The organism is Micromonospora sp. NPDC051196 (assembly GCF_040682415.1).
Classification (GTDB): Bacteria; Actinomycetota; Actinomycetes; order Mycobacteriales; family Micromonosporaceae; genus Micromonospora.
In genome coordinates this window covers 71,494-98,403 of record NZ_JBFBAY010000010.1, presented here as the reverse complement: position 1 = coordinate 98,403, position 26,910 = coordinate 71,494, and the positions used below count along the sequence as shown (strand labels likewise).

Annotated in this window: 23 protein-coding genes; 7 read left to right on the top strand and 16 right to left on the bottom strand. The window is 71.1% G+C overall.

The window, feature by feature from the left end:
* The first annotated feature begins 78 nt into the window (after positions 1-78).
* The 4 genes from AB0M35_RS19870 to AB0M35_RS19855 all read left to right on the top strand — a co-directional run bounded on the left by AB0M35_RS19870 (position 79) and on the right by AB0M35_RS19855 (position 5,339).
* Positions 79-2,523 carry a glycoside hydrolase family 3 C-terminal domain-containing protein gene (locus AB0M35_RS19870; RefSeq protein WP_363747023.1) on the top strand — a complete coding sequence of 815 codons (2,445 nt, stop codon included), beginning with the start codon at positions 79-81 and terminating at the stop codon, positions 2,521-2,523.
* On the top strand, positions 2,520-3,557 hold the full coding sequence (locus tag AB0M35_RS19865; RefSeq protein ID WP_363747022.1) for a LacI family DNA-binding transcriptional regulator: 1,038 nt from the start codon (positions 2,520-2,522) through the stop codon (positions 3,555-3,557). Before AB0M35_RS19870 ends, AB0M35_RS19865 begins: the two co-directional genes overlap by 4 nt.
* A gap of 12 nt (positions 3,558-3,569) precedes the next feature.
* On the top strand, positions 3,570-4,748 hold the full coding sequence (locus AB0M35_RS19860; RefSeq protein ID WP_363747021.1) for a hypothetical protein: 1,179 nt from the start codon (positions 3,570-3,572) through the stop codon (positions 4,746-4,748).
* 249 nt (positions 4,749-4,997) lie between these two features.
* A complete protein-coding gene (locus tag AB0M35_RS19855) occupies positions 4,998-5,339 on the top strand; it encodes an RNA polymerase-binding protein RbpA (RefSeq protein WP_007070998.1) in 342 nt (113 codons plus the stop codon).
* A gap of 70 nt (positions 5,340-5,409) precedes the next feature.
* On the opposite strand, the gene AB0M35_RS19850 is transcribed toward AB0M35_RS19855, so the two are convergent.
* From AB0M35_RS19850 to AB0M35_RS19835, 4 genes are all read right to left on the bottom strand, one after another.
* A complete protein-coding gene (locus AB0M35_RS19850; protein WP_363747020.1) occupies positions 5,410-5,958 on the bottom strand; it encodes an FxsA family protein in 549 nt (182 codons plus the stop codon).
* Between the two features lie 90 nt (positions 5,959-6,048).
* Positions 6,049-6,846, bottom strand: a complete 798-nt coding sequence (locus tag AB0M35_RS19845; RefSeq protein WP_363747019.1) for a polyprenol monophosphomannose synthase — start codon at positions 6,844-6,846, stop codon at positions 6,049-6,051.
* A gap of 47 nt (positions 6,847-6,893) precedes the next feature.
* Positions 6,894-8,486: an apolipoprotein N-acyltransferase gene (gene lnt / locus AB0M35_RS19840; protein WP_363747187.1), complete on the bottom strand. Its 1,593-nt coding sequence runs from the start codon at positions 8,484-8,486 to the stop codon at positions 6,894-6,896.
* Positions 8,487-8,564: 78 nt separating this feature from the next.
* Positions 8,565-10,145, bottom strand: coding sequence for an FAD-dependent oxidoreductase (locus AB0M35_RS19835; protein WP_363747018.1), 1,581 nt, complete (start codon positions 10,143-10,145; stop codon positions 8,565-8,567).
* A gap of 72 nt (positions 10,146-10,217) precedes the next feature.
* Here AB0M35_RS19835 and AB0M35_RS19830 point away from each other — a divergent pair, with 72 nt between their 5' ends.
* Positions 10,218-10,799: an XRE family transcriptional regulator gene (locus tag AB0M35_RS19830; protein WP_363747017.1), complete on the top strand. Its 582-nt coding sequence runs from the start codon at positions 10,218-10,220 to the stop codon at positions 10,797-10,799.
* A 397-nt stretch (positions 10,800-11,196) separates the two neighbouring features.
* On the opposite strand, the gene AB0M35_RS19825 is transcribed toward AB0M35_RS19830, so the two are convergent.
* Genes AB0M35_RS19825 through AB0M35_RS19800 form a run of 6 tightly spaced genes read right to left on the bottom strand, consistent with a single transcriptional unit; the run spans position 11,197 to position 17,904 of the window.
* A complete protein-coding gene (locus AB0M35_RS19825; RefSeq protein WP_363747016.1) occupies positions 11,197-12,528 on the bottom strand; it encodes a glutamate mutase L in 1,332 nt (443 codons plus the stop codon).
* Positions 12,525-12,917, bottom strand: a complete 393-nt coding sequence (locus AB0M35_RS19820) for a hotdog domain-containing protein (RefSeq protein WP_363747015.1) — start codon at positions 12,915-12,917, stop codon at positions 12,525-12,527. The genes AB0M35_RS19825 and AB0M35_RS19820 overlap by 4 nt, the downstream gene beginning before the upstream one ends.
* Positions 12,917-13,666, bottom strand: a complete 750-nt coding sequence (locus tag AB0M35_RS19815; protein ID WP_363747186.1) for an OAM dimerization domain-containing protein — start codon at positions 13,664-13,666, stop codon at positions 12,917-12,919. The genes AB0M35_RS19820 and AB0M35_RS19815 overlap by 1 nt, the downstream gene beginning before the upstream one ends.
* A 53-nt stretch (positions 13,667-13,719) precedes the next feature.
* Complete coding sequence (locus AB0M35_RS19810; protein ID WP_363747014.1) at positions 13,720-15,279, bottom strand: lysine 5,6-aminomutase subunit alpha; 1,560 nt, start codon at positions 15,277-15,279, stop codon at positions 13,720-13,722.
* On the bottom strand, positions 15,276-16,844 hold the full coding sequence (locus AB0M35_RS19805) for an amidohydrolase family protein (RefSeq protein WP_363747185.1): 1,569 nt from the start codon (positions 16,842-16,844) through the stop codon (positions 15,276-15,278). The genes AB0M35_RS19810 and AB0M35_RS19805 overlap by 4 nt, the downstream gene beginning before the upstream one ends.
* 22 nt (positions 16,845-16,866) lie before the next feature.
* On the bottom strand, positions 16,867-17,904 hold the full coding sequence (locus AB0M35_RS19800; protein ID WP_363747184.1) for a zinc-binding alcohol dehydrogenase: 1,038 nt from the start codon (positions 17,902-17,904) through the stop codon (positions 16,867-16,869).
* A 157-nt stretch (positions 17,905-18,061) separates the two neighbouring features.
* Between AB0M35_RS19800 and AB0M35_RS19795 the strand changes: the two genes are divergently transcribed.
* Positions 18,062-19,465 (top strand): lysine 2,3-aminomutase, encoded by a 1,404-nt coding sequence (locus tag AB0M35_RS19795; RefSeq protein ID WP_363747013.1) that lies wholly within the window; start codon positions 18,062-18,064, stop codon positions 19,463-19,465.
* A 62-nt stretch (positions 19,466-19,527) separates the two neighbouring features.
* On the opposite strand, the gene AB0M35_RS19790 is transcribed toward AB0M35_RS19795, so the two are convergent.
* Positions 19,528-19,713, bottom strand: a complete 186-nt coding sequence (locus AB0M35_RS19790; RefSeq protein WP_363747012.1) for a CsbD family protein — start codon at positions 19,711-19,713, stop codon at positions 19,528-19,530.
* A gap of 153 nt (positions 19,714-19,866) precedes the next feature.
* Between AB0M35_RS19790 and AB0M35_RS19785 the strand changes: the two genes are divergently transcribed.
* Positions 19,867-20,481: a histidine phosphatase family protein gene (locus tag AB0M35_RS19785; protein ID WP_363747011.1), complete on the top strand. Its 615-nt coding sequence runs from the start codon at positions 19,867-19,869 to the stop codon at positions 20,479-20,481.
* A gap of 107 nt (positions 20,482-20,588) precedes the next feature.
* Here AB0M35_RS19785 and AB0M35_RS19780 read toward each other — a convergent pair whose 3' ends face one another.
* From AB0M35_RS19780 to AB0M35_RS19760, 5 genes are all read right to left on the bottom strand, one after another.
* Positions 20,589-22,274 (bottom strand): CDP-glycerol glycerophosphotransferase family protein, encoded by a 1,686-nt coding sequence (locus AB0M35_RS19780; RefSeq protein WP_363747010.1) that lies wholly within the window; start codon positions 22,272-22,274, stop codon positions 20,589-20,591.
* Complete coding sequence (locus AB0M35_RS19775) at positions 22,271-23,725, bottom strand: polysaccharide pyruvyl transferase family protein (RefSeq protein ID WP_363747009.1); 1,455 nt, start codon at positions 23,723-23,725, stop codon at positions 22,271-22,273. Before AB0M35_RS19775 ends, AB0M35_RS19780 begins: the two co-directional genes overlap by 4 nt.
* Before the next feature lie 318 nt (positions 23,726-24,043).
* On the bottom strand, positions 24,044-24,541 hold the full coding sequence (locus AB0M35_RS19770) for an Lrp/AsnC family transcriptional regulator (RefSeq protein WP_363747008.1): 498 nt from the start codon (positions 24,539-24,541) through the stop codon (positions 24,044-24,046).
* A 39-nt stretch (positions 24,542-24,580) separates the two neighbouring features.
* Positions 24,581-25,723: an acyl-CoA dehydrogenase family protein gene (locus tag AB0M35_RS19765; protein ID WP_363747007.1), complete on the bottom strand. Its 1,143-nt coding sequence runs from the start codon at positions 25,721-25,723 to the stop codon at positions 24,581-24,583.
* Positions 25,720-26,841 carry a Xaa-Pro peptidase family protein gene (locus AB0M35_RS19760; protein ID WP_363747006.1) on the bottom strand — a complete coding sequence of 374 codons (1,122 nt, stop codon included), beginning with the start codon at positions 26,839-26,841 and terminating at the stop codon, positions 25,720-25,722. Before AB0M35_RS19760 ends, AB0M35_RS19765 begins: the two co-directional genes overlap by 4 nt.
* Positions 26,842-26,910: the final 69 nt, after the last annotated feature.

Here is a 26,910-nt window from a genome sequence, read left to right as displayed (position 1 = left end):
GACCTGCGATGCCGTTCGGCCGTCCGTCGTCGAAGCGCTTCGACCCTCGGCGCGCCGGGCACTGGAAGGCGAACCACCATGACCGACCGCAGCACGCCCTCCCACCAGACACGCGTCGACGACCTGGTCGCCCAGCTGACCCTGCCGGAGAAGATCGGCCTGCTGCACCAGTGGCAGGCGCCGGTACCCCGGCTCGGCCTGCCCGGCTTCCGCACCGGCACCGAGGCGCTGCACGGTGTCGCCTGGCTCGGCCCGGCCACCGTCTTCCCCCAGGTGATCGGCCTGGCCAGCAGCTGGAACCCGGAGCTGGTGCGGGCCGTCGGCGCCGCCGTCGGCGAGGAGGTACGCGCCAAGCACCACGCCGACCCGCAGCGCGTCGGCCTCAACGTGTGGGCACCGGTGGTCAACCCACTGCGTGATCCCCGCTGGGGACGCAACGAGGAGGGCTGGTCGGAGGATCCGTGGCTGACCGGCCACCTGGCCACCGCATACGCCCAAGGGCTGCGCGGTGACCACCCCGAGCGGCTGCGTACCGCCCCCACGGTCAAACACTTCCTGGCCTACAACAACGAGACCGACCGGGCCACCACCTCCAGCGACCTGCCGCCGCGGGTGCTGCACGAGTACGAACTGCCGGCGTTCCGCGCCCCCATCGCCGCTGGTGCGGCCGTTGCCGCAATGGCCTCCTACAACCTGGTCGACGGCCTGCCGGCGCACCTGAGCCCACTGATCGAGAGCGAGTTGCGCCGGTGGGCACCGGGCGAGGTGCTGGTCGTCGGCGACGCGGGTGCGGTGAGCAACCTCGCCGGCGTGCAGGGCCACCTGCCCGACCACGTCAGCGGCTTCGCCGCCGCCCTGCGGGCCGGCATCGACAGCTTCACCGAGGACGACACCGACAGCGACCCCACCCGGCAACGCCTGACCGAGGCGCTGCGTCGAGGACTGATCAGCGTGGCCGACGTGGACCGGGCGGTACGCCGCATCCTCACCCTCCGCTCGCGCCTGGGCGACCTGGACCCACCGGAGACCGACCCGTACGTCACCACCACCGACGTGATCGACTGCCCGGCACATCGACGGCTGGCCCGGGAGACCACCCGCCAGTGCGTGGTGCTGCTGGACAACGACGGCCTGCTGCCCCTGGCGTCGCCGCCGCGCATCGCCGTGCTCGGCCCGCTGGCCGACACGGTGTACGAGGACTGGTACAGCGGCACCCTGCCGTACGCGGTGACCCTGCGCGACGCGCTGGCCGCACGGCTGCCGCAGGTCACCACCCATCCGGGTACCGACCGCATCGCGCTGCGGGTGGCCGACCGGTACGTGGGCTGCCCGGATCACGCCGACGGTGGCCCGCTGACCGTCGGCGGCGAGCCCGCCTGGTTCGACGTGTTCGACTGGGGGCGGGACACGGTGGCGCTGCGTGCCGCCGGCAACGGTCGACACGTCGGCGCCGACGACGACGGTGTGCTGGTCAACGACCGTCCGGGGCCGGGCGGATGGGTGGTGCGGGAGACCTTCCAGTTCGACCCGCTGCCCGGCGGGACGGTGCTGCTGCGGCATCTAGCCACTGACCGGTACGTCACCGTCGACGCCGACGGGCGCCTACGGGTCGACGGCGACGGCCCGCAGGCGGCCACCGCGTTCGGCATCGAACTCGGTGTCGACGGGGCGGCCGAGGCCGCCGCGCTGGCCGCCGCCGCGGACGTGGCGGTGGTGGCGTTGGGTAACCATCCGATGGTCAACGGGCGGGAGACCGAGGACCGCGTCGACCTGGCCCTGCCGGCCCGGCAGGAGGCGATGCTACGTGCCGTGCACGCCGCCAATCCGCGTACGGTGCTGGTGCTGACCAGCAGCTACCCGTACGCGATCGGCTGGGCGCAACGGCACCTGCCGGCGGTGCTGTGGTCGGCGCACGGTGGACAGGAACACGGCAACGCGCTGGCTGACGTGCTGCTCGGCGCCGCCGAACCGGGTGGCCGGCTCACCCAGACCTGGTACGCCGACACCGCCGAGCTGCCCGATCTGCTCGACTACGACGTGATCGGCGCCGACTTCACCTACCTGTACTACCGGGGTGAACCGCTGTACCCGTTCGGGCACGGGCTGTCCTACACCCGCTTCGACTACACCAACCTGCGCCTGAGCGCGACGGTGGTGCCGGTCGGCACCGAGGTCGAGGTGAGCGTGGACGTCACCAACAGCGGCGCCCGGGTCGGTGAGGAGGTGGTGCAGCTCTACACCCGGCAGCGTCGTTCCCGGGTCAAGCAGCCGCTGCGGCAGCTGCGGGACTTCGCCCGGGTCACCCTGGCTCCCGGTGAGTGCCGGACGGTCACCCTGCGGCTGTGCAGCGCGGAGCTGGGCTGGTGGGACGCCGAGCGGGGCGGCCACGTGGTGGAGGACGCCACCCACACCGTGCTGGTCGGACGCTCCGCGACCGATGTCCGGCTCACCGGCAGCCTGGCGGTACGCGGTGAACCGGTGCCGTCGTCGTCGCGGCTGCCCAGCGCGAGCGGGGCCCGGTGAGCGGGCGTGGACGCCTGGCGTCCGGTCAGCCGACCATCGCCGACGTGGCCCGGCACGCCGGTGTGGCGGTGAGCACCGTGTCGTACGTGCTCAGCGGCAAACGTGCCATCTCCGAGGTGACCCGCAGTCGGGTGCTGGCCAGCATCCGGGTGCTCGGCTACCACCCGAACGCCGGGGCCCGGGCGTTGGCCAGCCGCCGCGCCAACGTGATCGCGTTGGTGCTGCCGCTGCGCTCGGGCATCCACGTGCCGGTGGTGATGCAGTTCGCCACGGCCGTGGTGACCTCGGCTCGCCGGCATGAGCACGACGTGCTGCTGCTCACCTCCGACGAGGGCCCGGAAGGGCTGCGCCGGATCGCCGCCGGTGCCCTGGTCGACGGGGTGCTGGTGATGGACGTGGAACTGCACGACGTGCGGGTGCCGCTGCTGCGGCAGCTGGGTCGGCCCAGCGTCCTGATCGGCCTGCCCGCCGACACCTGCGAGCTGACCTGTGTGGACCTGGACTTCCACCGGGCGGGGCAGTTGTGTGTGGAGCATCTGGCGGGGCTCGGTCACCGACGTGTCGCCCTGCTCGGTGCCCCGGCCGCCGTCTACGACCGGGGCACCGGGTTCGCCCACCGCACCCGCGCCGGGGTGATCGAGGCGGCGGCCCGCCACCGCGTCGACGCGGTGACCCTGCCCTGTGAGGAGAACGCCAGCGACGTCCATCATCGGGTGGTCGGGTTGTTCGCCCGCCACCCGGACATCTCGGCGTTGATCGTGCAGAACGAGGCGGCGGTCGGGCCGATGCAGGCGGCCCTGGCCGCGTTGGGCCGCCGGGTGCCCGATGACGTGTCGGTGGTGGCGGTCTGCCCGGACCAGTTCGCCGAACATGCCAGCCCTCGGCTGACGTGTGTGCCGGTGCCCGCCGAGGAGATCGGCCGGCAGGCGGTGTCGCTGGTGATGGGCAAACTTCGCGACGAGCCGGTGCCGGAGGTCACGCTGCTGCCACCGCGGCTGGCCGTGCGTGACAGCACCTCCCGCCCCGGCCACTAGACTGCCCGTTCGATGGACGCCGAGCCCGCCACCGACACCCGCCCCTGTACCCACTGCGGACGCGACGTGCCGCAGCGGGCCGGCGCGGGCCGACCGTTCCGGTACTGCCGGGACAACGACGGCGCCTGCCAGCGGGCCTCCCGCAACAGCCGGATGCGGCACCGCAACGCCCCCGGTCTGCCCGGTCAGGTGGCCCGCACCTGGGAGGCGGTCGATCGGCTCGACCAGATCGTGCAGACGTTGACCGAGGCCCTGCACGCCGAGCTGTCCCCGGCGGGGGTGGAACGGCAGTTGGCGCAGGTCCGGGCGGAGACGGCCGGTGCGGTCGCCGCCGCGCAGACCGAACGGGACGAGGCGTTGCGGGCGGCGGAGGACGCCACCGCGCGGGCCGAGCGGGAACGCCGGCAGGCGCAGTCGGCCACGGCCGAACGTGACACGGCCCGCGCCGACACCGCCCGCGCCGAGCAGCAGGCGGCGGCAGCCGAGGCGCGGGCCGTGGCTGCGCAGACGGACCGGGACGACGCCCGGCGGGCCGCGGCGGCAGCCGAGGCGTTGCGGGCGCAGGCCGAGGCCGACCGGGACGACGCCCGCGCACAGTTGGCCGCCGTGCGTGCCGACCTGGACGTCGAGCGGCGTCAGAGTGCTGCGCTGGTCGCCGAACGGGACACCGCCCGCGCCGACGCCCAACGCGCGGACCGGGCCCTCGCCGAGGCCACCGCCCGCGTGGACGCGCTGCGGGTCGAGGCGGAGCAGTCCCGCGCGCAGGCGCAGCAGTTGCGGGCCGAGTGCGCCCAGAGGCGTACCGAGGCCGAGCAGCTGGCGGCGCGGCTCACCGACGTCCGCGCCGACCTTGAACGGACGCAGCAGGCGCGGGTGCAGGCCGAGGCGGACCGGCAGCGGGCGCAGGCCACGGCCCGGCAGGCGGGTGTCGACCTGGCCGCCGCTATCGCCGACACCGACTCGCTGCGCGCCGACCTGGCTGCCGCCGTCACCTACTCCGACGCCCTGCGCGCCGACCTGGCGGCCGTGCAGGCGGCGGCAGCGGCCGCCGACAGCCGGGCCGCGCAGCTGACGCAGCGGTTGCGCACGGCCGAGACCGACCGCGACGACGCCCGTCAGCGGGTCGCCCAGCTCGCCGGTCAGGTCGCCGAACTGGCCACCGCCCTGACCCGGCGCACCCCCACGGGTTGACCGGCGCCGCCCTGGCGGCGAGGCGCACCGCCGGCGTGGCAGTCGGGCGAGCTACCATCAGCGCTGACGGCGGCGGTCCGCCGGTACGACCCGGCCGGGGCAGACCCCGCCGGGCGTATGCCGTGGCCGGTTACCCTTGACTGCGCACCCGCGGGTAGCGGGCCGTCGAGGCGTGGCCGTGGGAATGGCCCGGCGGCGGCGGACCGTTACACCGACAGGACCAGCACCACCGAAGAGGGGAAGTCGATCATGGGCGAGCGTATGCTGCGCGGTAGCCGACTGGGCGCGGTCAGCTACGAATCCGATCGCAACACGGAGCTCGCGCCGCGGCAGACCCGCGAGTACCTGTGCGCCAAGGGTCACCAGTTCGAGGTTCCGTTCGCCGTCGACGCCGAGGTGCCCACCACCTGGGAATGCAAGTTCGACGGCAGCGTGGCCCGGCTGGTCGACGGCACCGAGCCGGAGCAGAAGAAGGCCAAGCCGCCGCGTACCCACTGGGACATGCTGCTGGAGCGGCGTTCGATCGCCGAGCTGGAGGACATCCTCGCCGAGCGGTTGCAGGAGGTCCGCACCCGCCGCGGTCGCGCCTGACCCACCGACGACGGCGCCCCCGGGAGATCATCTCCCGGGGGCGCCGTCGTCATGTCCGGCTGTGCCTTCGTCAGCGTGGTTCGACGATCTCACCTTCGATGGCCTGACCGTTGTCGACCACCGGCGTGGCCGGCGGGCGCGGCGCGGCGGGACCGGCGGTCTCCGGTCGGGTCGCCTCGTCCGGCTGCGGCGCACCCCGGTACACCCGCACCCGACGCGGCCCGAACAGGTCACCGGCGGTCATCGACGACACCCGACGCTCGGCGCCCCGCTGCACCCCACTGCGGGCCAGCCCACGCACCGGCGGCAGCAGCAACACCAACCCCACCAGGCTGCTGAGCAGGCCCGGGGTCGCCAACAGCAGCGCGCCGAGCAGACCCACCAACCCGTCGGTCACCTGCCGACCCGGAGGCCGACCGGACTGCGCGGCGGCCCGGAACCCCCGCCAGGCGCGGATGCCCTCCCGCCGCAGCAGCACCATGCCGAGCAAAGAGGCCGCGAACACCATCAGGGTCGCCGCGCCGAAGCCGATCGCCCGGCCCACCAGCACGAACACGGCCAGCTCCGCAGCCACGGAACCCAGCAAGGCCAACGGTACGAACCGCAGTGATCGGCGCATATCACCCCATCCGCCGCATGGCGTGTCATCGTACGCGGCTGGCCGGTGCGGCGCAGCCGTCTGCGTACCTCCAGCATGACACGACCCGGCTCACGGCCACCGGTCCTGCCCCACGGTCACCGCACGCCACCCACGGCGCATCGCCGTACGCCGGTCGTCCACCGCCCAGCCGGTGATCCGCCACAACGCCTCGGCCACGATCAGCGGACTCATCTTGCTGGCACCCCGTTCCCGCTCCGCGAACGTGATCGGCACCTCCACGATCCGGGCCCCGGCCCGATGCGCCAACCGGCACAGCTCCACCTGGAACGAGTAGCCCTGCGAGCACACCGAATCCAGGTCCAGCAGGTCCAGCAGGCTCGACCGGTAGACCCGGTAACCGCCGGTGGCGTCGGCCACCGGCATACCCAACGCCAGCCGCGCGTACAGGTTGCCGAAACGCGACAGCAGCAGCCGCCGCAGCGGCCAGTTGACCACCCGGGCACCCCCCGTCCACCGCGAGCCGATCACCACGTCGGCGTCCACGGCGGCAGCCAGCAACGCCGGCAGATCCCGCGGGTCGTGGGAGCCGTCGGCGTCCATCTCCACCACCGCGTCGAAGCCCCGCCGCCGCGCCCACCCGAACCCGGCCAGGTACGCCGCACCGAGACCCTGCTTGCCTTCCCGGTGCAGCACGTGCACCCGCCCGTCGCTGCGGGCCAGGTCCTCGGCGATGGCGCCGGTGCCGTCGGGACTGTTGTCGTCGGCGACGAGCACCTCCACCTGCGGGGCGGCCTGCCGGACCCGGCCCACGATCGTCGAGACGTTGTCGGCCTCGTTGTAGGTGGGGATGACCACCAGTACCCGGCCCACGCCCGGCACCGTCGCACCGCTGTGCGTCTCGCTCACCACCGCTGCCTCCCTCGTACCGGCCCATCTCACCGGGCCGGCGGGTTTCAGCCTGGCCGGCGCCGTAGCACGACCGCGCCGGCCAGCGCGGCCACGCACAACCCGGCCAGCAGCACCTCCGGCAGCACCCCGATCCGGGTGGCCAGCGTGCGCCCCTCGGTCAACGTCAACTGCCGTACCACGACCGCGCGGGTGTTGAACCCGGTCGCATCGCTTACCCGCCCGTCGGGGGTGACGAACCCGGACACCCCGACCGTGGAGGCCATCAACGCCGGCCGGCCGTGTTCGACGGCCCGCAGCCGCACCATGGCCAGTTGCTGGCGGGCCTCGGCGACGTCGAAGGTGGCGTTGTTGGTCTGCACCACCAGCAGTTGCGCCCCACCGGTCACCGTGTCCCGGACCAACCCGTCGTAGGCGACCTCGAAGCAGATCACGTCACCGAGCACCGCCGCCGGGGTACGCACCACCCCCGGCTGCGTGCCGGCGACGAAGTCGGCGCGTACCCGATCGACCTGTTTGCTCACCATCCGGGCGATGTCGCGCAGCGGCACGTACTCGGCGAACGGCACCGGATGACGTTTGATGTACAGCTGCTCCAGGTCCGGTCCGCTACCCGGATGCCACAGCAGTCCCGCGTTGCGCACCTGTCCCTGCTCCGGCCCGGACAGCACCGCCCCGACCAGGATCGGTACGCCGATGGCGTCCGCGGCGGCCGAGATCCGGGCACCGGCGGCCGGGTTGCGCAGCGGGTCGATGTCGCTGGAGTTCTCCGGCCACACCACCAGGTCGGGCTGTTCCCGCTGGCCGGCGGCGACCTCACCGGCCAGCGCGATGGTGGCGTCGACGTGGTTGTCGAGCACCGCCTGCCGTTGGGCGTTGAAGTCCAGCCCCAGGCGTGGCACGTTGCCCTGCACGATGGCGACGGTGACAGTCGGGCCGGAACCGGACGTGTTCAGCGGCACCAGCAGCGCACCGGTGAGCAGCACCACCACGGCCGCGCCCGCCCCGGCGGCCGGAGCCCACCAGCGGGGCTGCGGGGGCTGACGCCGGGCCCGGGCCAGCCACCAGAGCGCCGCGACGAGCAGCCCACCGGTCAGCGCCACCGCGAAGGTCACCAACGGGGCACCGCCGAGGGCCGCCAGGCGCAGCAGCGGCGAGCCGTCCTGACCGAACGCCAGCCGCCCCCACGGGAACCCGCCGAACGGGGTGCGGTCGCGCAGCGCCTCCTGCCCCACCCACAGCACACCGGTCAACGCCGGCCACGCCACCGGGAACCGGTCGGCCAGCGGCGACACCCACGCCGTCGCCAGACCCAACAACGCCAGGTAGCAGGCCTGCAACACCGACAACAACACCCACGGCAGATAGCCGGTGTGCAGGTTCGTCCACGCCAGCAACGGCGCGAACAGGGTCAGACCGGTCACCAACCCCAGACCGGCGCCGGCCCGCAGCCGCCGCCGGTGCGTCGCCGCGGCCAGCAGCGCCACGCCCACCGGCGCCAACGGCCACCACCCGTACGGCGGGAAGGCCAGCAGCAGCGCCAGCCCCGCGGCCACCGCCATGGCCAACGCCGCCGGCAGGCGTACCGGCCGCAGGCGGGGTGGCGGGGTGGCCGCGGCGACGTGGTCCACGGTCGTCACGGGCGAGTCGGGCGCGGTCACGCGCCGAAGGCTACCCGCACCGACGCCCGGCCCGTACCACCCCCGTCGGCGGCGCACTCACCGGCGGCGGGCCAGCAACACCGCGTCGTGCACGACGATGTCGCGTCCCTGCGGATCCACCGCCGTACGGGGGCGGGCCTGCGCCACCACCACCTCGAACTGGTCGGGGTCCAGGTCGGCGGCGATCTGCTCGGCGGTGAACATCATCTCCGGGTAGTGCAGGCGATGTGCCGTGGAACGCAGGTCCCGCGGGTGATGCCCGACGATCAGCAGCCACCCACCCGCGCCCACCGCGGCGGCCAGCCGCGCATACAGCTCACGCCGTGGCTGCGGCGGCAGATGCATGAACTGCGCCGACACCAGGTCGTAGCCGCCCTCGTCCCACTCGCCGCGCAGCAGGTCGGTGTGCACCCACTCGATCCGTTCGGCGACCTGCCCACCGGCGTCGCGGGCGTGCTGCGCGGCCCGCCGCAGAGCGGTCTTCGAGATGTCCACCCCGGTGACCCGCCAGCCCCGTTCGGCCAACCACACCGCGTCGGCTCCCTCACCGCAGCCCACGTCCAGGGCCCGCCCCGGCGTCAACTCCGCTGCCTCGGCCACCAGTTGCGGGTTGGGTCGGCCACTCCACACCGCCGGCCGTTCCTGGTAGCGCTGCTCCCACCCGGCCTCGGTGAACGCCTCCTCCCGCTGCCGTCGATGCCGCGCCACCGCCTGCCGGGTGTCCTCCTCGACCAGGTCCGCGTTGATCGCCGCCGCGGCCGTGATCCCGGCCCCGGCCGCCCGGATCACCTTCGCGGACAGGTCGGCGACGTTGCCGGCCACCCACACCCCCGGCACCGCGGTGGCACCCGACGGCCCGGCCGGCACCTGCTCACCGAGCACGTGCCCGAACATCTCCACCGGCTCCGCCGTCAACCCCAACGACGACAGCAGCTCCGCGCGGGCGGTCATCCGCGGGCCCGCCACCAGCACGTCGCACTCGATTTCCTCCCCCGAAGCCAGGCGCACCCCGGTCAGCCGGTCGGCATCCACTATCAGCCCGGCCACCGGGCCCGGCACCACCGCCACCCCCAGAGCCGCCAGCCGCTCGGTCTCCTCGGCGTCGGGTGCAGGCTCGTGGTGCAGCAGGAGCAGCAGGTCGGAACTCCACTGCCGCCACAGCCGTGCCTGGTGGGCGGCCAACGGCCCGGTGGCCAACACCGCGATGCGTTTGTCGGCCGCCTCCCACCCGTGGCAGTACGGGCAGTGCAGCACGTCGCGCCCCCACCGCTGGGCCAATCCGGGCAGCGGCGGCAACTCGTCGACCAGGCCGGTGGTGACCAGCAGCCGCCGTGCCCGTACCGGACGCCCACCGTCGACGGTCACCACGAACTCGTCGCCGTCACGGTCGACGCCGGCGACCCGCCCGGTCAGGAGCTGCCCGCCGTAGCCGGTCACCTCGTCGCGGCTGATCGCCGCCAACTCCGCCGGCGGCATCCCCTCCCGCCCGGGGTAGTTGTGCACCCCGGCGGCCGGGGCGTTACGCGGCTCACCGGCGTCCACCACCAGCACCGAGCGGCGCGCCCGGGCCAGCGTCAGCGCCCCGGCCAACCCGGCGGCCCCGCCGCCGACCACCACCACGTCGTACCTGTCGTCCATGTCCACTCCCTCGTCCTGTTCCGCGTCCCACCGTCCACCCAACCGCACAGGATGACAAGTATTGTTGCCGTTATGGCAAACGACGAGGCGGTGGTGCTGGCCGCGGTGGGCGCACGACTGCGGGCCCTGCGCAAGAACCGCGGCACCACGCTGAGCGAACTCGCCGACACCACCGGCATCTCGGTGAGCACCCTGTCCCGGCTCGAATCCGGACAACGCCGCCCCACCCTGGAACTGCTGCTGCCCCTGGCCCGCGCCCACCAGGTGCCGCTGGACGAGCTGGTCGGTGCGCCCGCCGTCGGCGACCCCCGGGTACGCCCCCGCCCGATCGTCCGCCACGGCGTCACATTCCTGCCGCTGACCCGCCGACCCGGCGGACTGCAGGCCTTCAAACAGATCCTGCCCCCGCACAGCCCCACCGATGCGCAACCACAGTCCCACGAAGGCTACGAATGGCTCTACGTGCTCTCCGGCCGGCTACGCCTACGGCTCGGCGAACACGACCTGATCCTCGAACCGGGCGAGGTGGCCGAGTTCGACACCCGGACACCACACTGCATCAGCAACCCCGACCCCGAACCCGCCGAGGTGCTCACCCTGTTCGGCCCGCAGGGCGAACGTCTGCACGTACGGGCCCGCCCCACCACCGATTGAACGAAAACCAAATCGGGGCGCGGCGTACGCCGCGCCCCGATGCTCCCAGGCCCCTTCCCGACCGGTGGGGCGAGAATGCGGTACGCCGACCTTCGGACCGACCGGACGGCAACTGGCTGCCCCCGCCGGGCCGTTGTCTACTGGCCGTGCACCACACCCTGCCCGTACACCGGTAACCGCGGCCGGTTCGCGCCGCCCCGCCGACCCCCGCCCGCTGGACCTGGCCGCCGCGACAACATCTCGCTCGGCCAGCGGACGAAGGGACGAAGCGAACAACAGCCGCTTCCCGTGGTAGGACTCAAAGACGGTACGTGGCCCACCCCCGCACTTGTCAACCCCGCCACCGACGAGTCGTCGCCGCACCTCGGCGTGTCGCACCAGCCGCACGGCACCAGCGTCAACCCAGCAGCGGCCGCAGCAACCCCCGCACCGCCACCGGATGCTCTCCCACCAGCAACCCCGCCGCAGCCAACACGTAGTCGACGTCCACCACCGGCCGCGCCGCCCGCGGCAACGCCCACCCACCGGCGTGATCGGACAACACCGCATCCAGCACACCGGTCGCGTCGTTGTCCCGGGCGTGCCGCAGCACCCCACCCGACCCGACCAGCAGCCGCACATCCCGCAGATCCCGCCCCGACCGCTCCCCGGTGCCCACCCCACGGGCATGTCGGCGCAACGCCACCGTCGCCGCCAACGCCGCGATCCGCGCATCCACCGCCCGCCCCGCAGCGTCGCCGGGAAGAAACCCCGGATCGGCGGCCCGCCGTGCCGCCTCCCCCACCAACCCGGCCCGCTCGTCCTGCCCCACCAGCCGTTCCTCGACCGCGGCCCGCACCACCCCCGGCGCACTCCACCGCATCCCCAGATCACCCTCGACCGTCCGGGCCCGCCACAACGAACCAGCCACCTCCCGACCCGGCCCGCTGGCCCGCTCGTCCGGCGTCAACACCGAATACACGTCCGTGGTGGCCCCACCCACATCGACCACCGCCAGATCACCACCGGCCACCTCGGCCAACGCCTCCACCCCGGTCAGCACCGCATCCGGAGTAGCCGCCCGCACCAACCCGGCGAACCGGCGCCCCCGCGACAGCCGTTTACCACCGATGACATGCCGCAGGAACACCTGCCGGATCGCCTCCCGCGCCGACAACGGCGCCAACACCCCGATGCGGGGCAGCACATTGTCGGCCACCGTCACCGGCACCCCAGCCTGCGCCAACACAGCGTGCAACTCGTCGCGGACATCGACGTTGCCGGCCAGCACCACCGGCACCCGGAACCGGGCCCGCGCCAACCGGGTCGCGTTGTGCGTCAACGTCTCGGCATCCCCGCCGTCGGTGCCACCGACGAGCAGCACCACATCCGGGCGGGCTGCCCGCAACGCCGTCAACTCGACCCGACCGAGCCGCCCGGCGGCCACATGCACCACGTCCGCGCCCGCCGACAACCCGACCCGCCGACCCGCCTGCGCGGTCACCAGCGGCTCGTAACCCACCACCGCCAGCCGCAGCCCACCCCCCGCCGACGAGCACACGAACCACGGCACGTCCCGCGACCCCAGGCCGGTCAGCGCCACCCCGACCGCCGCATCCAGACCGTGCAACACATCCGTGTCCACCGACGTGCGCACCGACGCCGACGCCACCAGGCCACCTCCGTCGAGGTCGACCACCACCACCTTGGTGAACGTCGACCCGACGTCGGCGCAGACCGCGACCCTCACGCCACCGGCGGAACGACCACCGTGCCGGTCGCCGTCACCGCCACCACCGGATCGGCCAACACCTCCGCCGCCGACCCACCACGATCCGGCCGCCCCCGACACACCACCCGCGCCTCGAAATCAAGGGTGCGGCTACGGGTACCCACCCGCGTCACCGTCGCCACCACCTCCAACACGTCACCGGCCCGCATCGGCGCCCGGAACTGCACATCCGAATAGGACGCGAACAAACCCTCATCCCCGTCGGTACGGATACACACCTCCGTGGCCACGTCACCGAACAACCCCAACGCGTACGCCCCGTCGACCAGATCACCGGCATAGTGGGCATGCGAATACGGCACATACCGCCGATGCGTCACCGTCAACCCGACCCGCGAATCAGTCATCACTGCACCCTCTTGTTCGTGATCAACGCGTGGACCAGGTAACTGGCCACCTCACCTGGCGTCGTCCCCCGACCGAAGATCCGATCCACACCCAACTCGGCGGTCATCGACTCGTCGAACCGCGGCCCACCGACGATCAGCAACGGCCGCCGACCAGCCGGCAACGCCTCCCGGAACGCCGCCGACATCTCCCGCGTGTTGTGCAGATGCGCATCCCGCTGCGTCACCACCTGCGACACCAACACCGCATCCGCCCGCTCGGCCCGAGCCGCCTCCACCAACTCCGGCACACTCACCTGCGCACCAAGATTGGTAACCTTCAACTCCCGGTAGTACTCCAACCCCTTCTCCCCCGCGATGCCCTTCACATTCAGAATCGCGTCGATGCCCACCGTGTGCGCGTCCGTACCGATACACGCCCCCACCACCGACAACTTGCGCCGCAACCGCCGCTTCACCACCGCGTTGACCTCCTTGGCGCTCAGCAGCGGAAAATCCCGCTCCACCACCTGCACCTTCACCAGGTCCACCAGATGGTTCACCCGCCCGTACACCACGAAGAAGGTGAACCCCTCACCCACCGGCTTCGCGTGCACCAGAAGCGCCGGATCAATGCCCATCTTGTTGGCCAACTGGACCGCCGCACCCTCGGCCCGCTTGTCATGCGGCACCGGCAACGTGAACGACACCTGCACCATGCCGTCACCAGTGGTGTCCCCGTACGGCCGCACCACCATCTTCTCGCTCATGCTGTGCCGGCTGGGCATGCCCTCACGGCCCTCGCTCCGCTCGGTGCCTTCGCTCATGACGGCTGCTCCAGAATCTCCGTGGCCGGGTTGTAGTAGTCCGCCTCGTGCCGGGCCACCCCGTCCAGGCCCTTCCCACGGTCCGCCGGCCGCTTCATGATCCCGAACGTGCCCTCCGCGATCGCCGTCAGCAACGACTGATCCCCGATCCGCTCCAGCAGATCCACCGCCTCACCGAGCACCCGGTGCGCCCGCTGCTGGATGAACCCACCCGGCGCCGGCACGAAATCCTCGTGCAACCCGCCCGCCGCGCCCAGCACATACCGCACGTTCTGCAACGCGATGTCCCGATCCGACAACCACGGCGTCACCACCGCCTCGGTCATCATCCCGACCAGCAGAATGCCCTGCCCCGTCATCGTGCCGACCAGATTGAAGAACCCGTCGAGCAGATTGCCCCGGAACACGTCACCGGTCATGTGCTTCGTCGGCGGCATCCACTTCAACGGCGCATCCGGAAACAACTCCCGCGCCAACAACGCATGCGCCAACTCCAACCGCAACGACTCCGGCACATCCGGGTTGATCTCGAACGCGTGCCCCAACCCCAACTGCCAGTCCGCCAACCCCGCCTCATGCGCGAAGTACTCGTTCAACAACTGCGACACCGTCACCGTGTGCGCCTCGTCCACCGCATCAGCGGTGGTCAGATAATTGTCCTCACCGGTGTTGATGATGATCCCCGCCCGCGCGTGCACCTGCCGCGAGAACCGCTGATCCACAAACGTCCGAATCGGATTGATGTCCCGGAACAAAATCCCGTACATCGAGTCGTTGAGCATCATGTCCAACCGCTCAAGACCCGCGAGCGTCGCCATCTCCGGCATGCACAACCCCGACGCGTAGTTCGTCAGCCGCACATACCGACCCAACTCCTTCGACGACACATCCAACGCCGCCCGCATCAACCGGAAATTCTCCTGCGTCGCGTACGTACCCGCGAAACCCTCCCGCGTCGCCCCCTCCGGCACATAGTCCAACAACGACTGCCCCGTCGACCGGATCACCGCGATCACATCCGCCCCGGCCCGCGCCGCCGCCTGCGCCTGCGGAATGTCCTCGTAGATGTCCCCCGTCGCCACGATCAGATAGATCCACGGCCGCCGCACCGGATCCCCGAACCGCCGCACCAGCCGCTCCCGCTCGGCCCGCCGCCGATCGATCTGCCGAACCCCCGCCCCGACCGCCCTACGCGCCGCCCGCCGCGCCGCCGTCGCCGCCCGCCCCGACGGCAACTCGAACCGCACCGAACCCGCCGCCGCCTTCTGCGCCAACAACGTCACATCGGTGATCTGCTCACGCGCCAGCGCATCGAACACCGGCACCGCCACCCCATGCCCCAACCCCACATCCGCCACCACGGCATCCACCAGCCGATTCACCCACGGAATACCATCCGGATCGGCACCGGCAACCCCCGCCAGCCGCAACACCGCACGCTCCACCGACACCGTGGTATGGCTACGCGCCAACTCCACCACCGGCCGCCCCGCCCGACGCGCCAACTCCCGCGCCCGCGCCACCAGCACCGGATCCAGATCAAGCTTGCCTGTCACGAAATCCCTTCCCGCCGATAGATCACGTCACCGCGCAACACCGTCGCCCGACACACCGGCAACGGCGTCGGATCCTGCGCACCCCGCAACTCCGGATCCTCGGCCTGCAACACCGGCAGACCCCGCTCCACCCCCGCCGGCGTCGACCACACCGCAAACGTCGCCGGCGCACCCAACGCCAACACCCCCTCACTGTCCAGATGCACCGCCCGCCACCCACCCCGGGTATGCGCCGCGAACGCCGCCCGAACACTCATCCGCTGCACCGGACTGTGATGCGCCGCCGCCGCCCGCACCGAACCCCACGGATCCAACGGCGTCACCGGCGAATCCGAACCGAACGCCAACGCCACCCCCACCCCATGCATCGCCCCCAGCGGATTCGACGCCAACGACCGCTCCAACCCCAACCGCGCCTCATACATCCGCCCCGCACCACCCCACAACCGGTCGAACGCCGGCTGCACCGACGCCACCACCCCGTACTCCACGAACCCGGCGATCAACCGCCGATCCATCACCTCCGCATGCTCCACCCGATGCCGCGCCGCACGCACCCGATCCGTACCCAGCCGCCGCGCCGCCCCGGCGAACCCCTCCAGCACCGTCGAGATCGCCGCATCCCCGATCGCATGGAACCCGCCCTGCATCCCGTGCGCCGCACAGTCCAACAGGTGATCACGCACCTGCTCCGCGCTCAGATAACCGTGCCCGCACCCGTCACCGTCGACGTACTCCCGCGACAGATACGCCGTACGCGACCCCAACGCACCGTCCGCGAACAGATCACCACCCGCGCCCACCGCACCCAACTGACGAGCCCGCGCCGCACCACCCAACTCACCCCAGTACCCGTACACCTCCGGCACCCCCGCACCCGAGATCGACAACAGCCCGGTGAAATCCTCCTCGTCGGAGATCTCCGGCCCACCACACTCGTGCACCGCCGCGATCCCCAACGACGCCGCATGCTCCAGCGCCACCCGCTGCGCCGCCACCCGCTGCGCCCGCGTCACCGAAGCCCGCGCCACCGCCCGCACCACATGATGCGCGTCCAACCGCAACCAACCCGAACCGTCGTACCCGGACACCGCCGCAGCCTGCGGACACGCCGCCAACAACGCCGACGACACCAACGCCGAATGAATCGACGCCTGCGACAAATACACCCGCCGCCCACCGGCCGCCCGCCCCAACTCCACCGCCGAAGGCGGCTGCGGCACCGCCCACGTCGACTCGTCCCAACCGTGCCCCAACACCACCGCATCGGCCGGCAACCCCGCCGCGAACACCGCCACCGCGTCCAACAACTCACCGGCCGACCGCACCCCGGACAGATCCAGCCCCGACAACGCCAACCCGGTGTCACTGACATGCACGTGCGCATCCACGAACGCCGGCGTCACCAGCGCCCCGGCCAACTCCACCACCCGGTCCGCGCCCGGCGCATCCGCATCAGCACCCAACCAGGCAATCCGCCCATCCCGTACCAACAGCGCGGTAGCGGACGGATCCGCCGGACAATGCAGCACACCGCCGCGATACAACGTCGAGGGACTGCTCACCGAGGGGTTGTTCGTCATGGCCTCAGTCTGCCGCCAACCGCGCCTCGAAGAGCCCACGCACCCCCGGCTCACTGCGCAGCAACCCCAACGCCAACTCCGCGTGCCCCGGCACATACCCGTTACCGACCAGCATCGTCACATCCGCCGCCAGGCCCTCGGCCCCCAACGCCGCCGCCGAGAAACTCGTCGCCATCGAGAAAAAGATCACCGTGCCGCCGTCCGTCGTCGCCAGCACCGCCCCGTGCTCGCAACCCGGCACATCCACGCAGACCACCGTCACATCCGCCGGCACCTCCAGCGCGGACGTCACCGCCGTGGACAACGCCACCGGATCCCGGGCATCGGCCACCACCACCGCATCGCACAGCCCCGCCGCCACCAGCGCGTCACGCTCCGCCGACACCGGCACCACCCCGACCGTACGGCCCGCCCCCGCCTGCCGCGCGGCGGCCAGCGACAGCGAGCCACTCTTGCCCGCACCACCGATCACCGCCACCGTCACCGGCCGGGCATCCCCCGCCCGCTCGGCCACATACCGCGACACCACCCGCGCCGTCAACGCCGGCGCACCACACACGTCCAACACCGCCAGTGACAACTGCGGATCCAGATCCTCCGGCAGCACCGCCGCGATCGACCGGGCGAACAGGATCGCCCACCCGTCACACGGCACCTGCTCGCTGAGACCGTCCCAGCGGGCCAACCCATCGGTCACCACCAGCGGAGTCAACGTCAACGACACCAACGTGGCCACCCGCTCCCCCGCCTTGAGGCCCAAGGGCGAACGCCGACCGGCCTCCTCGACCGTGCCGATCAACATGCCACCCGACCCGGTGACCGGATTCTGCATCTTCCCCCGAGTCGAGATGATCTCCAGCACCTCGGCGCGGACCGCATCACCGTCACCGCCGTGCTTGCCGAACAGCTGGCGGAAACTCGCCGCGTCCAGGTTCAGCCGCTCCACCCGGATGCGCACCTCGTTCGCCGCGATCTCCGGCCGCGGGTCCAGCCGCCAGGCAGCCTGCGGCAGCACCCCCGCCGGTTCCACGACGCGGTGCATACCCACCGGTGACGTCACGCCGACCTCCCCTGTCCGACCGCCTGAACCCCGGACCGAGGCTCGCGAGGCGGGAAAACTTACGGCAGAATAATTTCTAGACCGGATATTTTCCAGTACCCTTCGTTACTTCGATCGACCACAACCACTAGGAGGGGCCGTGACCCAGACCCACCCGCCGGTGCAGAGCACCCCGGCACCCCAGCCGGCCCCCACCGACACCACCGGCCAGCCCTACGAATACCGCCGCACCCCACTCGTCGAACCCGACTGGACCCGCTTCCCCGGCTGGCGCCACGTCACCCGCGACCAGTGGGAAAACGCCCAATGGCAACGCGTCAACTGCGTCAAGAACGTCAAACAGCTGCGCACCGTACTCGGCGACACCGTCGACGAAAGCTTCTACGCCGACCTGGAAGCCGACCAACGCGCCATGGCCACCATGTCCATGCTGGTGCCGCCACAGATGATCAACACCATGGTGCCGTACGCACCGCCGACCACCGAGACACTGCTCGCCGACCCCATCCGGCGCTACATGATCCCGGTCGCCTCCGACCGACGCACCGACTGGCCGTCACACCCGTACGCCAGCCGCGACTCCCTGCACGAACACGACATGTGGGTCGCCGAAGGCCTCACCCACCGCTACCCCACCAAAGTCCTCGCCGAACTGCTCGCCACCTGCCCCCAGTACTGCGGCCACTGCACCCGCATGGACCTGGTCGGCAACTCCACCCCCGCCGTCGACAAGCTCAAACTCAGCCTCAAACCCGTCGACCGCTACGACGCCCACATCAGCTACCTCAAAGCCCACCCCGGCGTACGCGACGTGGTCGTCTCCGGCGGCGACGTGGCCAACGTGCCCTGGCGCAACCTCGAGTCCTACCTGATGCGCCTGCTGGAGATCCAGACCATCCGCGACATCCGACTCGCCACCAAGGCCCTCATGGGTCTGCCCCAGCACTGGCTTCAGCCCGACGTCGTCGAGGGTCTGGAACGCGTCGCCCGCACCGCCGCCCGACGCGGGGTCAACCTGGCTATCCACACCCACGTCAACCACGCCCAGTCGCTGACCCCACTGGTCGCCAAGGCCGCCCAGACCGCCCTCGACGTCGGCGTACGCGACGTGCGCAACCAGGGCGTCCTCATGCGCGGCGTCAACGCCACCAGCAAGGACCTGCTCGACCTGTGCTTCGGCCTACAGGGCGAAACCGGCATCCTGCCCTACTACTTCTACATGTGCGACATGATCCCCAACGCCGAACACTGGCGGGTCCCGGTCTGGCACGCCCAGCAGCTCCAGCACGACATCATGGGCTACCTGCCCGGCTACGCCACCCCCCGGATCGTCTGCGACGTGCCGTTCGTCGGCAAGCGCTGGGTGCACATGGTCACCGAGTACGACCGTGAGCGCGGCATCTCGTACTGGACCAAGAACTACCGCACCTCCATCGAGTCCGCCGATCTGGCGGCGTTGAGCAAGCGGTACGCCTACTACGACCCGATCGACACGCTGCCCGAGGCCGGTCAGCAGTGGTGGCGGACCCACCGCGACGACTGACGCCCGACGACACGTACCGCTAGGGGCCCCCGGACAACTCCGGGGGCCCCTAGCATCGTTCGTCACCGGTCGAAGGCGTTCTTCGCCTTGCCCTTCATGTCCTCGCCCGCCTGCCGCGCGCGAGCCTCGGCCTGCTTGCCGGCGCCCTCGGCACGCATGCGCTCGTTGTCGGCCATGTCGCCGATGCGCTCCTTGGCGGTGCCGCTCATCTCTTCGACCTTGTTCTTCGCCTTGTCGATGAAGCTCATCTCGCCTCCTCTGCTCGGCCGGGACGGGTGAGCCCCGCATCGTTGGTGTCCCCGGGCGCCGTCGGTGAAAACCCTGTGTCGGTCAGCACATCGCGTAAGGCATCCTAGGATGCTAGGTGATCGGTCGGGGACGACGACTGGTTGACTGGGCCGATGGGACAGATCACGCTCATCCGACACGGCGCAACCACCTGGAGCACCAGTCGCCGGCACACCTCGTACACCGACCTGGCGCTGACCGACGACGGCGAGCGACAGGCCCGCTCCCTCGGCCCCGTCCTGGCCGGCCGACGATTCGTCGCGGTGCTCACCAGCCCTCGGCAACGGGCGACACACACCGCCCGACTGGCCGGCCTGACCATCACCGACACCGACGAGGGCCTGGCGGAATGGAACTACGGCGAATACGAGGGGCGAACCACCGCCGAGATCCACCACGACCAGCCGAACTGGAACGTCTGGACCGACGGCTGCCCAGGCGGGGAATCCCCCAGCGAGGTAGGCGAACGCGTCGACCGTCTGCTGGCCGGCTTGCAACCCCTCCTCGACCAGGGTCCCGTCGCCCTCGTCGGGCACGCCCACTCGCTGCGCGTGCTGGGCGCCCGGTGGATCGGCCTGCCACCGTCAGCCGGCGGACTGCTGCGGTTGGACACCGCCACCCTCAGCCTGCTCGGCCACGAACACGGGCGGCGGGTCATCCTCCACTGGAACAACCCGCCCGCCGCACCGCTGACCGAAACGGTGGTCGCCACCACGGCCCGACACTGACCTGGAACGTGCCGCCCTGGATCGACCCGTCACTGACCACAACGGCGACTGGCTCCGGCATCCAGCGCGCATACCACGCCGAATGCCGGAGCCAGTCGCCGGCCGGATCAGAGGTGACGATTCGCCTCGTCCAGGAAGTGCTGTGCGTACCCCTCGGCCGGAATGTCCCCGAGGTAGTACTTCTTCAGATCGTGCCGGGTGGCCGCGAGCGGGTCGCTGCCGAGCAGGTCGTCCAGCACCTGGTCCAGGTTCTCCACCCGCCCGGCGTGCGCGTCGATCACATATGACGCCCGGGCCAGCGGGAAGGCGTCGGTGAACCGGTCGGCCGGGGTCGAGACCGCGACCATGGCGAACGGCTTCTCCGAGTAGAGGTAGTCAGCGACCACACTGGACACGTCCGACACCATCGCGTCCGAGGCGTTGAAACAGTCCACCACCGACATCTTCGTCTCGGCCTCGGCGCCGAACACGTGCTTGCGGCCACTGGACCGACGGTCCTCGGCGAGCAGCGCCTTGATCCGCTCCGACTCGTGCGTCAACGCCGTCGAGCGCATCGTGTACGGGTGCGGCCGGAACACGATGCTGCATCCCCGCGAGACCAACGCCTTGACGATGTCGTAGCCCACCAGCAGCGACGAGTAGTTCGAATCGGCGTAGAAGCCAGCCCAGGTCGGGGCGTACAGGACCCGAGGCGCGGTCAACGAGGCGATCGGGGCAGCCGCGATGGCGACGTTCTCCACCTGCGGGCGCCCGACGATGCTGAACATCTCCGCCGGCATGCTCACGCCGTTGGCCGCGAACCGGTCGACCGCGGCCTGGCCGGCGACGAAGTTCTTGTCGTACATCCGGAAGACCGGGTTGTGGCTCGGCACCTTGTCGCTGTCACCGTGGTTGAGCTGGATGTGCGTCAGGTTCGTGTACCGCACGAGGTGGTTGTTCTTCGTGGCGGTGTTGACGTAGAAGGCCGCCCGCAGCGACGGGACGACCACGTCGTCGATCTGGGTCAACCCCGACCGCAGCACCACCGGCGCCGTGGTCAGGCGCAGCACCTCGTTGAAGTTGGCCTCGGAACGCACCAGCACGAAGAACTTCTTGCCGAGCCGTTCCAGGTAGGGCAGCCACATCCCGACCTGGTACGCGGTACCGGCCGGTGCGTCCCAGTGCAGCAGGAAGACCGGTTCATAGGCGGCCAGCGCGGCGTTCAACCTCGTCTCGCTGGCGTGCCGGGCCCGTACCCGGGTCACCGCCTGCCAGCCGGTGAACGCGACCAGGGCGAGCGCGGCGGCCGACACCACCAGCGAGATCACCTCGACGGTGCCGACGAACGCGCAGCCGAGCGCGACCAGCACCGCGACACCGTTGACCAGCACGGCGCGGCTGGTGTTGGGCCGCAGGTTGGGGCGCAGACCGCTGCCGCGCAGGTTGGCCGACACCGGGTAGACCGACCGGGAGGTGGCCGTCACCGCGGGCTCGGCGAGGACGGCCAGGGCCGCGACGCCGACCCCCAGGGCCAGGATGATGTCCAGACCGGAGTGCACCACGCCGAGCAGGTAGGCGCAGGCCAACAGGAGCAGTCGGGCCACCATCGTCGAGCCGGAGGCGGCCGGGCCGCCGCGCAGCGCGGTGCGCCACGTGTAACCGATCAGGCCGACCGCGACCAGCGCCGGGGCCAGCGCCCACAGCGGCGAGTCCGCCACCGCCGCCAGCAGCAGGGCGACCAATGCCGCCACCTCGGCCGTCAGGGTGGGTAGTCGGCCCGCCAGCCACCCCCGTAGCCCGGACTTGGCGGTCACCGCCGAACGCCCGTCGACGTGCCGTTCATCCGCAGTACCCGGCTGACCCGGCCGCGCCAGCTCGCCAGGAAGGTCTGCTGAGCCTTGAGTTCCTTCTCCAACTGGGTTACCCGCTCCTCGAGTGACTTGTATCCGCGGGGCTCGCGGAAGGGAGGTTCGAAGTCGTAGGCAGGTCGCGCCAGGTCACCATCGTGGCCCTGCCGCAGCCAGCGCAGGCGCGACATGACCTGTCGGCGCCCGACGGTGTCCGAGGCCATCAGCGTGTGCACCGGACCGGGGAACTTGGCGGAGGCGAGCGCCTTGTCGTAGGCGGGGTTCTCCTTGCCCGGCTGGAACACGTGCTCAAGGCCGTTGTGCTCAAGGAACCGCAGGTAGGTCTCGAAGGTCGGCACCTGACGCGACGCGAAGCCGTCGAAGTCGGCCTCCTCGTAGAGCCGCTGCGCGTCGACGTCCGGCGGCAGGTCGGCGTAGAGGCGGTACGGGATGCCGTGGTACTCGGCGAGCTCGACCGTGCGCGAGTCGTGCGCCAACACGACCGCCGGCGTCCCGGCCAGTACGGCGGCGACGTTGCCGTGGATGCGGGTACCGAAGGCGAAGTGCTGCTCGGCCATGAATTCGACCCAGGTCGAGGCGTCCACGAAGAAGCGCATCCGGTCGTTCTCGTACAGCGGATGCTCGGTGTGGATCGGCATCCGCTTGTTGCCGACCTTGGCCGGGTTCTCCCCCCAGAGCATCAGGGCGAGACGGTGATGCTGCTGCGGCACGATGACGCTGTTCGGGTAGCGGTCGGTGTTCGCCTCAACCAGCCGGTCCACCCCCTTGACCTTCGGGGTGTACGAGATGGCCAGCGGGCTGTCGTAGCGCAGGTGCCCGACCTTGCGCACCAGCGGCCCGAGCGGTCCGTTGCCGAACATCGACGGGCAGCCGATGACCCGCACGTGCTCGTCACCGAAGCCGAGGTACTTCAGCATCCGGGCGGTGTACTCACCGCGTACCCCGATCGAGGCGGAGCGGTCCAACACGGCCCGGGTGAACCGGGTGACGATCCGCTTGTACTCGTCGGGGAGGGAGTCGAACTGGGTGCCGTACGGCAGCTGGGCGCCGATGCCGACCACCGTGACGGGAATGGTCAGCTTCTCCACGACCTTGGCGAGCCGTTCCAGGTGCGGCAGGAACGAGTCCCGGTAGGAATTCGCCATCGGCAGTACGAACCGGTCGAACTCCTCGTTCGTCCGCTCGATGTACCGGCCCAGGTGAACCGGACGTTCGTGCACGTACGAGTTGGCGACCAGTTCGGCGTCGGGCACGCTCAGCGCCCGGAAGACCGCGCTGTAGAAGAGCATGTTGCCGGAGTTCGACCCGAACACACCAAGCCGCGAAGTGGCCAGACTCTGCTCGTGGGACAGCACTGTCGCCGGGTGCTTGCCGGCGCGGACGAGGATGCGGGTCACGACCGGACTCCGGACCCTGTGTGGCTGAATCGCGACCATAGCGGTCGGAACATCTCATCCTCCCCTTGACGACATACCGATTGACCCGGTGCCGCGGCACCACCAGGGAACACCGCGCGCCGGCTCGCGCCGCTCACGATCGGGTCTCACTTCCGCAGAATCAGGGATGGATCCTAGCTCCGTATCCCCGAAGTTCACCGCACCGGGGTCGGATGTTCTTGATCATCTCGTCCTATTTCACACAAACGCCTCAGCTTGGATTCGCGCCGCTCCCGACCCGCCTGGTCAGGCGACTCACGCGCCGCGCAACGGACCCGGCTACGGGCCGGACGACTCGGCGGCGACACCACGCAGCCGATGCTGGTTCGGCTGCTGCGCGGTCTTCGGCGGGCGGTGCTCGTACGGCGTGGAGAGCACCACCGTCGTCCGGGTGGTGACGTTTGCCGAGGTCCTGATCTCCTGGAGCACCCGTTCCAGGTCCGCCGGACCGGCCACCCGCACCAACAGCAGGTAGAAGTCCTCACCCGCCACCGAATAGCACGAGTCGATCTCCGGCAGATGGGCGAGCCGTTCCGGCGCGTCGTCGGGCTGCGAGGGATCGAAGGGCCGGATCGCCACGAAGGCGGTCAGCGGCAGGTCGAGCGACTCGAAGGACACCCGCGCCGCGTAGCCCTTGATGACACCACGCTGCTCCAGCCGGCGTACCCGCTGGTGCACCGCCGAGACCGACAGGCCAACCCGCTCCGCGAGGTCCGTGTACGACAGCCGACCGTCGACGGTCAGTGCCGCCACGATGGCCCGATCGATCTCCTCCACGGCGTGCAACCTACCCGGAAAGCGCCCGACATGCGACGTTCAGCCCTTCGCCAGCGCCCGGGAAATCACCATTCGCTGGATCTGATTGGTGCCCTCGACGATCTGCAACACCTTGGCCTCCCGGAAGTAACGCTCCACCGGGTGGTCGGCCACGTAGCCGGCGCCGCCGAGCACCTGCACCGCGTCGGTGGTCACCCGCATCGCCACGTCGGTGGCGAACAGCTTCGCCTTGGCCGCCTCGATCGAGTACGGCCGGCCGGCGTCCCGTAGCCGCGCCGCGGCCAACGTCAACGCCCGGGCCGCGGAGATCTGGGTGGCCAGGTCGGCCAGGGTGAACCCGAGGCCCTGGAAGTCGATGATCGAACGGCCGAACTGCTGGCGCTGGCGGGCGTAGTCGACCGCGTAGTCCAACGCCGCCTGGGCCAGCCCCACCGCGCAGGCGGCGATACCGAGCCGGCCGGAGTCCAGCGCCGCCATGGCGATGGTGAAGCCGTTGCCCTCGCCGCCGATCAGCCGGCCGGTCGGCACCCGGGCGTCGTCGAAGACGAGTTGCGCCACCGGCGAGGACCGCAGCCCCATGGTGCGCTCGGCGACCTGCGGTGCGATGCCCGGCGTGGCCCGGTCGGCGAGCAGGCAGGAGATCCCCTTCGGGCCCGCGCCGCCGGTGCGGCAGAAGATGTTGTAGAAGTCCGCCGTGTGGGCATGGGTGATCCACGCCTTGGTGCCGGTGACGACGTAGTCGTCCCCGGACCGGACCGCCTTGGTGGTCAGCGCCGCAGCGTCGGATCCACCCTGCGGCTCGGAGAGGCAGTACGCGCCCAGCAACTCACCGCCGATCATGTCCGGCAGCAACTTGCGCTGCTCGTCGGTGCCGAACGCGGCGACCGGGTAGCAGGACAGGGTGTGCACGCTGACCGCCTCGGCGACGGCGAGCCAGCGGCTGGCCAGGATCTCCAGCACCTGAAGGTAGACCTCGTACGGCTGGGCGGCGCCGCCGTGTTCCTCGGCGTACGGCAGCCCCAGCAGGCCGGCCCGGCCCAGGGTGCGTAGCACCTCCCGGGGGAACTCGGCACGCTGTTCGTACTCGACCACCTTCGGTGCGAGTTCCCGGTCGGCGAGTTCGGTGGCCAACTCCAGCAGGTCGTGTGCCTCTTCGGTGGGCAGGATCCGCTCGACGGTCATAGCTCGATCAGCTCCGTGGTGGTGGTGTTGAGCCGCCGTACGCCGTCGGCCGTGCAGACGACGATGTCCTCGATCCGGGCGCCGTGCCGACCGGCGAGGTAGATCCCCGGTTCCACGGAGAACGCCATCCCCGCGACCAGCGGGCGGTCGTTGCCGGCCACCACGTACGGCTCCTCGTGGCCGTCCAGGCCGATGCCGTGGCCGGTACGGTGCAGGAAGGCGTCACCGTGGCCGGCGGCCGCGATCGGCTCCCGGGCGGCGGCGTCGACCGCCTCGGCGGTCACACCCGGTCGGACCGCCGTTACCGCGGCGTGCTGCGCGTCGCGCAGCACCGGGTAGTAGTCGACGAACTCGGCCGGTGGGCGGCCACCGGCCACATAGGTGCGGGTGCAGTCGGAGCGGTAGCCCGAGGGCATGGTGCCGCCGATGTCCACCACCACCGGCTCCCCCACGCCGATCGGTCGGTCGGAGGTGCCGTGGTGCGGGCTGGCCCCGTTCGGGCCGGCGGCGACGATGACGAAGTCGACGGTGACGTGCCCGGCGGCGCGGATCGCCGCGGCGATGTCGGCGGCCACCTCGACCTCGGTACGCCCCGGCCGCAGCCACTCCCCCATGCGCTCGTGCACCGCGTCGATGGCCGCTCCGGCCTCGGCCAGCGCGGCGATCTCGGCGGGCGACTTGACGATCCGCAGTTCCCGCAGCACTTCGGAGGCGAGCCGTTGCCGGGCACCGGGCAGTGCCGCACGCAGCGCGAGGACCTGCTCGGCCCACATCCGGTCGGCCAGCCCCACCGCGTCGACCGCCCCGTCGAGCGCTGCGGTGACCAGCGGGTACGGGTCGGTGCCGTCGGCGTGGTCGACGATGCGTACGCCGGTGGCCGGCGCCGGGGACGCCTCGGCCGCCGGCCGTTCCAGGGTCGGCACGATCAGCGTCGGCTCACCCTCGGCGGGCAGCACCAGCAGGGTCAGCCGCTCACCGGCGTGCGCGTCGTAGCCGGTGAGGTAGCGCAGATCGGAGCCGGGGCTCAGCAGCAGGGCGTCCAGTCCGGCGGCGGCGATGGCGTGCTGCGCGGCGACCAGCCGCTGCGGCGGGTAAAGTTCGTCGATTCCCACCCACACAGCTTAACGGTCGTTCAAGGGTGGGTTTGTGGACGGTCGCTTCTACGTCGAGCGCGCAGCCCCACCCAA